This is a genomic window from Streptomyces sp. BE20 (assembly GCF_036322525.1).
Lineage (GTDB): Bacteria > Actinomycetota > Actinomycetes > Streptomycetales > Streptomycetaceae > Kitasatospora.
The window spans coordinates 24,440-36,821 of the sequence record NZ_JAQYWW010000461.1 but is presented as its reverse complement, the minus strand read 5'-3'; the positions used below and the strand labels follow the sequence as shown (position 1 = coordinate 36,821).

General features: G+C 73.2%; 10 protein-coding genes and 2 pseudogenes. 5 read left to right on the top strand and 7 right to left on the bottom strand.

The features are described from left to right. Positions 1-60 precede the first annotated feature (60 nt). The gene (locus PUR61_RS05580; protein WP_329876221.1) at positions 61-876 is read right to left on the bottom strand and encodes a methyltransferase domain-containing protein; all 816 of its coding nucleotides are present in this window, start codon (positions 874-876) and stop codon (positions 61-63) included. Positions 877-1,037: 161 nt separating this feature from the next. Next, a pseudogene (locus PUR61_RS05575) lies at positions 1,038-2,368 on the bottom strand (hypothetical protein). A 247-nt stretch (positions 2,369-2,615) separates the two neighbouring features. On the opposite strand from PUR61_RS05575, the pseudogene PUR61_RS05570 reads away from it, so the two are divergent. Beyond that, positions 2,616-3,760 (top strand): annotated as a pseudogene (locus tag PUR61_RS05570) (dihydrofolate reductase family protein). 74 nt (positions 3,761-3,834) lie between these two features. Beyond that, positions 3,835-4,497 carry an HAD-IA family hydrolase gene (locus tag PUR61_RS05565; protein ID WP_329876218.1) on the top strand — a complete coding sequence of 221 codons (663 nt, stop codon included), beginning with the start codon at positions 3,835-3,837 and terminating at the stop codon, positions 4,495-4,497. 331 nt (positions 4,498-4,828) lie between these two features. On the opposite strand, the gene PUR61_RS05560 is transcribed toward PUR61_RS05565, so the two are convergent. From PUR61_RS05560 to ychF, 3 genes are all read right to left on the bottom strand, one after another. Continuing rightward, positions 4,829-5,083: a Txe/YoeB family addiction module toxin gene (locus tag PUR61_RS05560; protein WP_329876216.1), complete on the bottom strand. Its 255-nt coding sequence runs from the start codon at positions 5,081-5,083 to the stop codon at positions 4,829-4,831. Further along, complete coding sequence (locus PUR61_RS05555; RefSeq protein ID WP_329876214.1) at positions 5,080-5,361, bottom strand: type II toxin-antitoxin system Phd/YefM family antitoxin; 282 nt, start codon at positions 5,359-5,361, stop codon at positions 5,080-5,082. Before PUR61_RS05555 ends, PUR61_RS05560 begins: the two co-directional genes overlap by 4 nt. A gap of 197 nt (positions 5,362-5,558) precedes the next feature. Next, on the bottom strand, positions 5,559-6,632 hold the full coding sequence (ychF, locus tag PUR61_RS05550) for a redox-regulated ATPase YchF (RefSeq protein ID WP_329876211.1): 1,074 nt from the start codon (positions 6,630-6,632) through the stop codon (positions 5,559-5,561). Positions 6,633-6,886: 254 nt separating this feature from the next. Between ychF and PUR61_RS05545 the strand changes: the two genes are divergently transcribed. After that, positions 6,887-7,561, top strand: coding sequence for a DUF6542 domain-containing protein (locus PUR61_RS05545; RefSeq protein ID WP_329876209.1), 675 nt, complete (start codon positions 6,887-6,889; stop codon positions 7,559-7,561). A gap of 140 nt (positions 7,562-7,701) precedes the next feature. Here the strand turns inward: PUR61_RS05545 and ppgK are convergent, their stop codons facing one another. Beyond that, a complete protein-coding gene (gene ppgK / locus PUR61_RS05540; RefSeq protein WP_329876207.1) occupies positions 7,702-8,448 on the bottom strand; it encodes a polyphosphate--glucose phosphotransferase in 747 nt (248 codons plus the stop codon). A 137-nt stretch (positions 8,449-8,585) separates the two neighbouring features. Beyond that, complete coding sequence (locus PUR61_RS05535; RefSeq protein WP_329876205.1) at positions 8,586-9,563, bottom strand: 4-hydroxy-3-methylbut-2-enyl diphosphate reductase; 978 nt, start codon at positions 9,561-9,563, stop codon at positions 8,586-8,588. A gap of 87 nt (positions 9,564-9,650) precedes the next feature. Between PUR61_RS05535 and PUR61_RS05530 the strand changes: the two genes are divergently transcribed. After that, positions 9,651-10,994: an APC family permease gene (locus PUR61_RS05530; protein ID WP_329876203.1), complete on the top strand. Its 1,344-nt coding sequence runs from the start codon at positions 9,651-9,653 to the stop codon at positions 10,992-10,994. 130 nt (positions 10,995-11,124) lie between these two features. Next, positions 11,125-12,345, top strand: a complete 1,221-nt coding sequence (gene xseA / locus PUR61_RS05525) for an exodeoxyribonuclease VII large subunit (RefSeq protein WP_329876201.1) — start codon at positions 11,125-11,127, stop codon at positions 12,343-12,345. Positions 12,346-12,382 lie beyond the last annotated feature (37 nt).

Sequence of the window (12,382 nt, the reverse complement as noted above, 5' to 3'; positions counted from 1 at the left end):
ACGGCCACCCGTGCGCGTCCCGCCCGCCGCCCCTGTCCCTCGGGCCGGCCGCCCGGGGGCTCACCCCCGGGCCAGGACCTCGCCGTGCAGCATCGCGAACCAGCCGTCCTCGGAGGCCACCCACTCCCGCCACCCGGCCGAGATCCGCTCCAGCTCGGCCTGCTCCGCGTACCCGTCGGCCACCGCCGTCCGCGCGATGCCGGAGGACACGACCCGGTCGGCCCACAGTCCGCCCCACCACTCGCGCTGCTCGGGCGTCGCGTACGTCCAGGTGCCGGACGTCGCGGCGACGTCGGTGAACCCCGCCTGCCTAGCCCAGGACAGCAGCCGCCGACCGGCGTCCGGCTCGCCGCCGTTGGCGCGGGCGATACGCCGGTACAGGTCCAGCCAGCGGTCCAGTTCGGGCGACTCCGGGTACCAGGTCATGGTCGCGTAGTCGACGTCCCGGACCGCGACCACGCCGTCCTCGGCGACGACCCGGCGCATCTCCCGCAGCGCTCCCACCGGATCGGTGACGTGCTGCAGCACCTGGTGCGCGTGGACGACGTCGAACTCCCCGTCCGCGTAGGGCAGTCGGTGGACGTCTGCGACCTCGAAGACGACGTTGGCCGACCCGCGTCCGGCGACGTGCCGGGCGGCCTCCTCCAGCACCTCGGCGGAGGTGTCCACGGCCACCACCCGGCCATTGGGGCCGACCAGTTCGGCCAGGTCGGCGGTGATCGTGCCGGGCCCGCATCCGACGTCCAGCACGACCTGACCGGGCCGCAGTTCGGGCTGCAGGTAGGCGGCGGAGTTGGCGACGGTCCGGGAGCGGTGCGAGCGCAGCACGGGCTCCTGGTGGCCATGGGTGTAGACGGCGGGCTTCGGTGCGGTCACGGTGACGTCCCCTTCGGGTGCGATCGGCTCCTCGACGCCTCCGACGCTACTCCTCGTCCCGCATGACGAGAAGAATCGTCTCACATCGCGAACGCCTCGCGACACACGGAGGCCCCCGCCCGCACGCGGCGAACGGGGGCCCGATCGGGCTGCGGAGCAGGTCAGTTGAGGGCGAACCAGGTGGTCCGGGACTTCTTCCACTCCGGGTGGGAGAGGTCCTTCGCCTCGGTGCCGTCGCCGTACAGGTCGGCCGAGCCGTCGTCGGTGATCAGCTGTGCCCGGGCGCCGGGGACGGTGAGGTCCGGGACGTCCACCACGGCCTCCCAGCCGCCCGCGTCGGTGGTCGGCAGGTCGAGCAGCTTGACCGGCTGCGAACCGGGCTGCCCGTCCCAGCGGTAGAGCGCGTACGGGTCGGAGTTGTCGTCCGCCGCCCAGGATCCGGCCACGATCAGGTACTGGCCCAGGGCGTTGCGCCGCAGGTCTCGGACGGCCAGCCCGCCGAGGTTCAGCTCGATCGGCTCGCCGAACGTCGCGTGCACCGAACCCCCGGGCAGCGAGGAGAAGTTGGTGACCGGCACGATCAGCGCCCGGCCGCCGGTGACCGCCGGGTGAGCGGCGCGCGGAAGCCCACGTAGGCCGTGGTGCTGCTGCCCGGCGCGAACTCCAGCCCCTCCACGTTGAACCCGTCGATCTGCTTGGGCACCTCGCCGGACGCCGCGCCCGCCGCGAAGCCGTAGCGGTCGCCGTGGGCACGGTCCCAGGCGATCAGGTCGGCCCGCAGGCCCTTGTACGAACCGGCGAGCGCCAGCTGGGTGCCGGCACCCGAGCCGGTGACGGCGGTGGCGAAGACGGTGTGCCGGTCCGCCTTGATCTCGCCGTCCTTGTTGTTGCCCAGCGAGCCGGTCCAGTAGATCGTGTTGCCGACCCGGGTGGCGCCCTCGATGTCGATCTCCTTGGAGACGCCGAGCGCCGAGCCGAAGTCCCAGGTGCGGACCGGCGCACCGGAGGCGTTCCGGTCGTACAGCCGCAGCACGTTCGACTCGTCGTCGGCCACCACCACGTACCCGCCGCCCGCGTCCACCGCCGCCGAGGCGTCGCTGGAGCCGGTCAGGTAACGGCTCTCGGACGCGAACTGCACCGTCGGCGAGGCCGCGTAGTGCAGCGTCTTCGACGCGGTCTTGCCTCCCAGGCCGGTCACCTTCACGGTCAGGTCGGTGTAGCCGACGCCCCGCGCGGCGACCGCGAGAGTACGGGCCGCGCCGGTGCCGGCGACGGTGACGTCGCCGGTCCGGGCCACGGTGCTGCGGGTGCTCGCGGTGGCGGCCACGGTCAGGGCGGAGGCCGCGGCGCCGCTCTGGGCCACCGTCACGGTGACGGTCGGGTCGCCGGCGGCTCCGACCGCGCCGGACAGGTAGGCGGCGGAGAGCGTGATCGTCGGCGTGCCGTAGGACGCGGCGGAGACGGGCCCGGCCGGCAGGGCGAGCAGCGGCAGCCCGGCCGCGGCGACGGCGAGCGGCAGCAGGCGGCGGGAGGAACCGGACGGACGGCTGGAGCGGGACGGACGGGACACGGTGACAGCCCTTCGACGTGGGGCGGTGCGAGGTCCGGACCAGGGTGGGGCCCTTCGGCGAACGGCGCCCCGACAGCAGCGGGCCACCGGGCGAACACCGCCCCTCGCGCGGACCCTCCCGCCCGCCGGGGCCGTACCGTGGACGGGCACCCGACAGAACGGTTCCACGATGCCCGCCCCGCGCCCCTTCGTCCTGCTGAGTGCCGCGATGTCACTCGACGGGTACCTCGACGACGCCTCCCCCGAGCGGCTGCTGCTCTCCGGCCCGGCCGACTTCGACCGGGTCGACGCGGAGCGCGCCGCGTGCGACGCGATCCTCGTCGGCGGCAACACCCTGCGGGCGGACAACCCCCGGCTGCTGGTCAACGACCCGGACCGGCGGGCCGCCCGGCGCGCGGGCGGCCGCCCCGAGTACCCGCTGAAGGTGACGCTCAGCGCGAGCGGGCGGCTGGACCGGTCGCTCCGGTTCTGGCACACCGGCGGCGAGCGGCTCGCCTACACCACGGACCGGGGCGCCACCGCCCTGCGCCCGGAGCTGGCCGGGCTGGCCGAGGTCGTGGCACTCGGTCCGACGGTGGAGCTGGGCACGGTGCTGGACGACCTCGGCGCGCGCGGGGTCCGCCGGCTGATGGTCGAGGGCGGCAGCGGGGTGCACACCCAGTTCCTGGCCCAGGGCCTGGCCGACGAGCTCCACCTGGTGGTCGCGCCCCTGCTGGTCGGTGACACGGACGCCCCGCGGTTCGTCGGCCCGGCGGCGTTCCCCGGCGGATCGGCGCACCGGATGCGACTGCTGGAGGCCCGTACGGTGGGCGACGTCGTCCTGCTCAGGTACGCCCCGAAGGAGCCCGCCCCGTGACCGACCCCCGCCCGTCCGCCGACCTCGCCTTCCTCCGCCGGGCGGTCGAGCTCTCCCGCCGCTGCCCGCCCTCCGCCACCGCGTTCTCGGTCGGCGCGGTGGTCGTCGGAGCCGACGGCACGGTGCTGGCCGAGGGCTGGAGCCGCGAGACGGACCCGCACGACCACGCCGAGGAGGCCGCGCTCGGCAAGCTCCCGGCCGGCGACCCCCGGCTCCGCGGCGCGAACGTCTACAGCTCGCTGGAGCCCTGCGGGCAGCGTGCCTCCCGCCCCGTGCCCTGCGCCCTGCGGCTGATCGCGGCCGGGGTCCCGCGAGTGGTGGTGGCCTGGCGCGAGCCGTCCACCTTCGTCGCCGACACCCGGGGCGCGGCGCTGCTGGAGGCTGCGGGGATCGAGGTCGTGGAGCTGTCCGAGCTGGCCGAAGAGGCACGGGCGGTCAACGCCCACCTGGTGAGCTAAGCTTTTGTATCCTTATTAAACAATCAGCTCACCTTTCTCGGTCCTGACCGATCCGCCCCGCGAGGAGCCGCCCCATGCCCGCCGCCCCCGTCTCCTTCACCACCCGCGCCCTCCTGCTCGACATGGACGGCACCCTGGTCAACTCCGACGCCGTGGTCGAACGCTGCTGGCACCGCTGGGCCGACGGGCAGGGTCTGGACCCGGCCGAGGTCCTCGCCGTCGCCCACGGCCGCCAGGGCCACGCCACCATGGCCGCCCTGCTGCCCGACCGCCCGGTCGAGCTCAACCTCGCCGACAACAACCGGATGCTCGCCGAGGAGAAGGCCGACACCGACGGCGTCGTCGCGATCCCCGGCGCCCCCGCCTTCCTCGCCGCCCTGGCCGGCCTCCCGCACGCCCTCGTCACCTCGGCCGACGAACCGCTCGCCGCCGTCCGGATGGCCGCCGCCGGCCTGCCGCTCCCGGCCGTCCGGGTCACCGCCGAATCGGTCGGCGCCAGCAAGCCCGACCCGGAGGGCTTCCTCAAGGGCGCCGCCGCCCTGGGCTTCGCCCCCGCCGACTGCCTCGCCTTCGAGGACTCCGGGGCCGGCATCGCCGCCGCCCGGGCCGCCGGCGTCCCCGTCGTCGGCATCGGCCCGCGCGCCGGCGCCCACGGCCCCGCCGCCCACGCGGCCACCCTGGAGACGGTCACCGTCACCCCCGGCCCGGACGGCACGATCACCGTCACCGTGGGCTGACGAGGGCCCCGGCACGGGGCCCGTCCGCAAACGGGCGAGGGGTCGGCCCCCGAGGCCGGCCCCTCGCGACCTCGGAGGTCACCACGCCGCCGACACGCCGCCACCCGGGGAAGTCGACACCGGGTCGGCGCGGGAACCAGCCAGGGGCCCGCCCCCGAGAGAGCGGACCCGTCCGACCTGCGCAGTCGACAGGTCAAGCTAGCTCAAAGCAGTCCGCTCACACGTTGAAGCGGAACTTCCACCACAACGCTGCGACCTGCGGAAACGTTGATCCTGGCGGTCCAAGTCAGCACGGAATCAGCACGGTGGGACGACCTTCACCAGAGGACGATCAGTAGTGATAGCGAGCAGCGAGGATGATGATCTCCTCACCCGTGACCAGGTAGACGAGGCGATGCTCGTCGTCGATCCGCCGTGACCAGGCGCCAGCCAGGTGGTACTTCAGCGGCTCGGGCTTGCCGATCCCGGCGAAGGGATCACGGCGAGCGTCCTCAATGAGCTTGTTGATCCGGGCGAGCATCTTGCGGTCGCTCTTGCGCCAGGACGTGTAGTCCTCCCAGCCCTGATCCTCGAAGACGAGCCTCACGCGTCGCCCTGCCCCGCATCCGCCGCATCGGGGTCGATCAGTTCGCGCTCGGCGAGGTTGATGCGACCGAGAGCGTTTTCGTACGCCTTGAGCAGGCGACGGGCATTGGCGGGCGAGCGCAGCAGATAGGAGCCCTCGCGCAGGGCGGCGTAGTCCTCGGCGGATACGAGGACGGCATTCCCGTGCTTGGAGACGATCTCGATGGCCTCGTGATCGTCATTGACTTTCTTGATGAGCGGGAAGAGATCCTTGCGGGCCTCGCTCGCAGTGATGGACATGGCAGGAAACCCTTCGAGAGTGGTACCAAATAACGTACCACTCACGGCGATCGCCAGTGGGGCATTCAGCGCGATACCGACCCGGAGAAGTCAGCACCAGGTCAGCACGGGAACAAGTCAGGGGCCCACCCCCGAGAGAGTGGACCCCATCCGACCTGCACAGTTGACAGGTCATCTAACGCAAAGTATGCGAATCGTCACACGTTGAAGCGGAACTCCACGACGTCGCCGTCCTGCATGAGGTATTCCTTGCCCTCGATGCGGGCCTTGCCCTTGGCGCGGGCCTCGGCGATGGAGCCGGTCTCGACCAGGTCGGCGAAGGAGATGATCTCCGCCTTGATGAAGCCCTTCTGGAAGTCGGTGTGGATCACACCGGCCGCCTCGGGGGCGGTGGCGCCCTTCTTGATGGTCCAGGCGCGGGCTTCCTTGGGACCGGCGGTGAGGTAGGTCTGCAGGCCGAGGGTGTCGAAGCCGACCCGGGCGAGGGTGGCCAGGCCGGGCTCCTCCTGGCCCATGGACTGGAGGAGCTCCAGGGCCTCGGCGTCGTCCAGCTCGATCAGCTCGGACTCGATCTTGGCGCTGAGGAAGATGGCCTCGGCCGGGGCGACCAGCGCGCGCTGGGCGTTCTTGAAGTCCTCGTCGGCCAGCTCGTCCTCGTCCACGTTGAAGACGTAGAGGAAGGGCTTGGCCGTCAGCAGGTGCAGCTCGCGGATCGGGGTGGTGTCGAAGCCGGCCTCGAAGAGGGTCTTGCCGGTCTCCAGGATCGCCTGGGCGGCCTCGGCGGCGGCCAGGACGGGGGCGGTCTCCTTCTTGAGGCGCGCCTCCTTCTGGAGCCGGGGCAGGACCTTCTCGACGGTCTGGAGGTCGGCCAGGATCAGCTCGGTGTGGATGGTCTCGATGTCGTCCTTGGGCGACACCTTGCCGTCCACGTGCACGACGTCCGGGTCGGTGAAGGCGCGCACGACCTGGCAGATCGCGTCGGACTCACGGATGTTCGCGAGGAACTTGTTGCCGAGGCCCTCGCCCTCGCTGGCGCCGCGGACGATGCCCGCGATGTCGACGAAGTCGACGGTGGCCGGGAGGATGCGCTGCGAGCCGAAGATCTCGGCGAGCTTGGTCAGCCGCTCGTCCGGGACGCCGACGACGCCGACGTTCGGCTCGATGGTGGCGAACGGGTAGTTGGCCGCCAGCACGTCGTTCTTGGTCAGGGCGTTGAACAGGGTCGACTTGCCGACGTTCGGCAGGCCGACGATTCCGATCGTGAGCGACATGAAGCGCAGTCCCGTGGGCTTGGAGGAGTTGGGCCGGCCCCGGACGGGCCGATCCCCCAGTCTACGGGCAGCGGGTCAGGCGTCGGCCGCCGCCGGCGAGGGCCCCGGCGGGGACGTCGAGCCGCACGCGGTGGAGCCGTTCGAAGCCGAATCCGCCGCTCGTACGAACCCCCGGTGAAGTTGAGCGACGATCACATCAGTACTCCGTCCGGAGACACGGAACAAGGCCCGGAGACCCATTACACAGTGTGGCGATGATCGGACCGTACGTTGGGTGGGTGGAGCAGCGCATCCGTACCCAGCCGCCAGGGCCCAGACGCCGACCGCCGAACGGCGCGGCCGGGGCCGCCGTCCCCGGGCCCGGGCGGGCCCCCGAGACCGCCGACGGGCCCGCCGGGAAGCCGGACGGGAGGGGCGGCGGGAAGCCCTCGGCGAAGGGCGCCGGGAGGGCCGCCGGGAAGGCCGCGCTCTCCTCCCGGCTACGCCCCGTGTCCGGCCCCCCGGGGCGCGCCCGGATCGCCGGCCGGCTCTACGGACGGCGGCGGACCGGCCGGCCGACCCGGCTGACGGCCGTCGGCACCGGGGTGGCCGCGCTGGTGACGACCGTCGCGGTCGCCGGCCTGGACCGGCTGGCCTTCGGCGGTCTCGGCGTCCTGTTCGGCCTCGGCTACCTGGCGATCTGCTTCCAGCTGGCCGTCCGGGTCCGGTTCGCCGACCTGCTGGCCGCCCCGATCAGCGGCCCGATCGCCTTCGCCGTCGCGATGCTGCTGTTCGGTCCCGTCACCTCGTCCGGCGTGACGGCCCAGGTGGTGGCGCTGGCGACCAACCTGGCCACCCGGGCCGGCTGGCTGTTCTCCGGCACCGGCCTGGCCGCGGTGATCGTGCTCGCCCGGTTCGTGGCCCAGCACCGGATCCACCGCGCGCGCTGAGGAGTGGGAAGCCGATTCCCACCGGTTTCCCACTTCTCGGCCCGCCTCCCGCACGGTCCCCGGCACGAGCTCCCGGCCCGCCTTCACGGCCCGCCTTCACGGCGCGGGCGGCCGGTTCGCGCGGCGGCCGGTCCGGACGGTCAGGCGGAGGCCCGCGCCGCCGCCATGGCCGCGCCGACGATCCCGGCGTCGTTGCGCAGCTCCGCCGGGACGACCCGGGCCTCGCGCCCGCGCAGCAGCGGCAGGAACTTCTCGTGCTTGCGGCTCACCCCGCCGCCGATCACGATCAGCTGCGGCGAGAACAGCATCTCCACCACGTCCAGGTACTCGTCGACCCGCCCGGCCCACTGCTCCCAGTTCAGCCCGTGCCGCTCCTTGGCGGCCGAGGAGGCGCGCCGCTCGGCGTCCTTGCCGCGCACCTCCAGGTGGCCGAGTTCGGTGTTGGGCACCAGGGCGCCGTCCACGAAGAGGGCGCTGCCGATGCCGGTGCCGAAGGTCAGGACCAGCACCACGCCCTCCTGGTCGCGGCCGGCGCCGTGCGTGGTCTCGGCGAGACCGGCCGCGTCGGCGTCGTTGAGCACCACCGCGGGCAGGTCGAGCGCCTCGCGGAAGAGGCCGGCGGCGTCCACGCCGATCCAGCCCTTGTCGACGTTGGCGGCGGTCCTGGTCTGTCCGTTGACGACCACCCCGGGGAAGGTCAGGCCGACCGGTCCCCGGTGGTCGAAGTGTCTGACCACCTCGCGGACGGCGGCGACCACCGCCTCGGGCGCCGAGGGCTGCGGGGTGAGGACCTTGTGCCGCTCCTCGGTGAGCACCCCCCGGCCGAGGTCGACCGGGGCCCCCTTGATGCCCGATCCGCCGATGTCCACACCGAATACCGCCGTCATGTCCGACTGCCCTCCGCCGAAGTTGTCCACAGACCTGTGCATGGTTGTGCACAAAACTACGAGAGGCCCACCCGCCCCGCACAGCAAAGACCCGGTACCCGTCCGGGTACCGGGTCTCCCCGGCGTGCTGCGGTCGGTCAGAGCTTGCCCGCGGCCTCCGCGCGCAGGTCGCGGCGGAGCTCCTTGGGCAGCGAGAAGATCAGGTGCTCCTCGGCGGTCTTGACGGTGGAGACGTCGCCGTAACCGCGCGCGGCCAGGTACTCCAGGACGCCGTCGACCAGGATCTCCGGCACCGAGGCGCCGCTGGTCAGGCCGACCGTGGTGACGCCGTCCAGCCAGGACTCCTGGATCTCCTCGGCGAAGTCCACCAGGTGGGCGGCCTTGGCGCCGTACTCCAGCCCGACCTCCACCAGACGGACGGAGTTGGAGGAGTTCTTGGAGCCGACCACGATCAGCAGGTCGGTCTCGGGGGCCATCTGCTTGACGGCCACCTGGCGGTTCTGGGTGGCGTAGCAGATGTCGTCGCTGGGCGGGCTGACCAGCAGCGGGAAGCGCCGCTTCAGCTCGCCGACGGTGGCCATGGTCTCGTCCACCGAGAGCGTGGTCTGGGAGAGCCAGACGACCTTGGACTCGTCGCGGACCTGGACCTGGGCGACGTCCTCGGCGCCGTCCACCAGGTGGATCCGGTCCGGGGCCTCCCCCATGGTGCCGACGACCTCCTCGTGGCCCTCGTGGCCCACCAGCAGGATGTCGTAGCCCTCGTCGGCGAAGCGCACGGCCTCCTTGTGCACCTTGGTGACCAGCGGGCAGGTCGCGTCGACGGTGGCGAGCTTGCCGGCCCGGGCCTCGTCGTGGACGGAGGGTGCGACGCCGTGTGCCGAGAACACCACGATCGAGCCCTCGGGCACCTCCTCCGTCTCGTCGACGAAGATCGCGCCCTTCTTCTCCAGGGTCTGCACCACGTACTTGTTGTGGACGATCTGCTTGCGCACGTAGATGGGTGCCCCGTACTGCTCCAGGGCCTTCTCGACGGCGATCACGGCGCGGTCGACGCCCGCGCAGTAGCCCCGGGGGGCGGCGAGCAGGACACGGCGCTGCGCGGTGTTGGACGACATGGCTCCATCGTACGGGCGGAGCCGTGCCGCGCCGACGTGAGCCGCCTTCCGGCCGGAATCGGTCACGGGTGCTCAAATGTGGAAGCTATGAGCGAGCGAGTCGAGTCCGGCGGGCTGCGGCGCAGCCTGAGCGTCCGCGATCTGATGGTCTACGGGCTGCTGTTCATCGCCCCGATGGCCCCGGTCGGCGTGTTCGGGGTGCTGGACGCCAAGAGTCACGGCGCGGTCGCCGCCGTCTACCTGGTGGCGACCGTCGCGATGGGTTTCACCGCCTTCTCGTACGCCCAGATGGTGCGGGCGGTGCCGCAGACCGGGTCGGTGTTCGCCTACGCACGGGCCGGGCTCGGCGAGGGGCCGGGGTTCATCGCCGGCTGGATGGCGATGCTCGACTACCTGCTGATCCCCGCGGTCGCGTACCTCTTCTCCGGCATCGCGCTGAACTCGCTGGTCCCGGACGTCTCGCGCTGGGTGTGGACGGCGCTGGCGGTGGTGGTGACCACCGCGCTGAACCTCGCCGGGGTGCGGACGGCGGCGGTGGTCGGCTTCGCGGTGCTGGCCATGGAGATCGCCGTGCTGGCGGTCTTCGTGGTCGCGGCCGTGGTGGTCCTCGTCCGGGACGGCGCGCAGCGCGGCTGGGCGACGCCGTTCACCGCGGTCGGCGACTTCTCGGCGGCGGCCGTGCTCTCGGCCGTCTCGGTGGCCGTCCTCTCGTACCTCGGCTTCGACGCGATCGCGACCTTCGTGGAGGAGGCCGTCGGCGCCTCGGCGGCGGTGGCCAGAGCGGTGCTGTGGTGCCTGGTGGTGTCCGGGGTGCTGTTCGTGACGCAGACCTACCTGGCGGCGCTGCTGGAGCCGCTCGCCCCGCAGCAGCTGGCGGCGGACCCCGCGGCCCAGGGGTCGGCGTTCTACGACACGGTGGAGAGCGGGGTCGGGCACTGGCTGCACGTCCTGGTCGCGGCGAGCAAGGCGATCGGCGCGGCCTTCGCGGCGCTCGCCGGGCAGGCCGCGGCCGCCCGGCTGGTCTACGCGATGGGCCGGGGCGGGCGGCTGCCGCGCTTCCTGGGCGTCGTCGACCCGAAGACCGCGGTGCCGCGCCGGGCGCTGCTGGTGGCGGCGGCGATCACCCTGGCGGCGGCGGTCTGGGCGGCCGGGCGCGACGACGGGCTGGACCGGCTGACCTCGGTGGTGGACATCGGGGCGCTCACCGCGTTCGCGCTGCTGCACGCCTCGGTGGTGGGCTGGTACGCGGTCAAGCACCACTCGCGGGACTGGCTGCGGCACGTCGTGGTGCCGGTGCTGGGCGTGGTGGTGATCGGGGCGGTGGTGTTCGAGGCTTCGGGGACGGCCCAGGTGGTGGGGCTGGTCTGGCTGGCCGTGGGATTCATGGTCCTCGTCGTCCAGGGCGCCTCCGGCGCGGGCATCCGCCGCTGAGTCCCGCGCCCGGCCGGGGGCGCAATGTCCCGGCGCGGCGTCCCGGCGGGGGCGCGGTGTCGGCGGCGGTCCGGGCGGCCGGACGCGACGACGGGGTGCGGTGTCGCCGGGCGCCGCTAGCCTCGTACGCATGGCCAACCCCAGTTCCCCCGAAGCACCGATCCCGGTCGGCAAGGTCTCCGCGCTGATCGGGAGCTGGATCGACCGGCTCGGCGCGGTCTGGGTGGAGGGGCAGATCACCCAGCTCAGCCGGCGCCCGGGCGCGGGCGTGGTGTTCCTGACGCTGCGCGACCCGCAGGCGGACGTCTCGCTCACCGTGACGTGCTTCCGCTCCGTCTTCGACCAGGTCGCGGACGCCGTGCAGGAGGGCTCGCGGGTGATCGTGCACGCCAAGCCGGAGTGGTACGCCGCGCGCGGACAGCTCTCGCTGCGGGCGGCGGAGATCCGGCTGGTCGGGCTGGGCGAGCTGCTGGCCCGGTTGGAGCAGCTGAAGCGACGGCTGGCCGGCGAGGGCCTGTTCGCGGCGGACCGGAAGAAGCCGCTGCCGTTCCTCCCGCAGTGCGTCGGGCTGGTCACCGGCCGGGGCTCGGCGGCCGAGCGGGACGTCCTGGAGAACGCCCGGCGACGCTGGCCGGCCGTCCGCTTCGAGGTCCGCAACGTGCCGGTGCAGGGCGTCAGCGCGGTCGAGCGGGTGAGCGCGGCGGTGCGCGAGCTGGACGAGCACCCCGAGGTCGACGTGATCGTCGTGGCCCGGGGCGGCGGCAGCGTGGAGGACCTGCTGCCCTTCTCGGACGAGGGACTGGTCCGGCTGGTCGCCGCCGCCCGGACACCGGTGGTCAGCGCGATCGGGCACGAGCCGGACCAGCCGCTGCTGGACTTCGTCGCCGACCTGCGCGCGTCCACGCCGACCGATGCGGCCAAACGGGTGGTCCCCGACGTCGGCGAGGAGCTGGCCAGGATCCGGCAGCTGCGCGACCGGGCGCGGCGGCACGTGGTCGGCCGGGTGGACCGGGAGCAGCACGGGCTGGACGGCGTGCGCAGCCGCCCGGCGCTGGCCGCGCCGCACCGGATGCTGGACGGCCGCGGCCAGGAGGTGGCCGGTCTGCTGGAGCGGGCCCGGCGCACGCTCGGGCACCGGCTCGACCACGCGCAGACCGACCTCGGGCACACTCTGGCCCGGGTGGTCGCGCTCTCCCCGGCGGCCACCCTGGAGCGCGGTTACGCGGTGCTGCAGCGCGGCGACGGCACGGTGGTGACGGATCCGGCGCAGGTCGCGGCCGGGGAGGGACTGCACGCGCGGGTCGCGGGCGGCGGGTTCGACGTCACGGCGGCGGGCGGCGCCGGGGGGTAGCGGCGGGGGACGCGGCGGGCGGGTCCCCGCGCTGTCG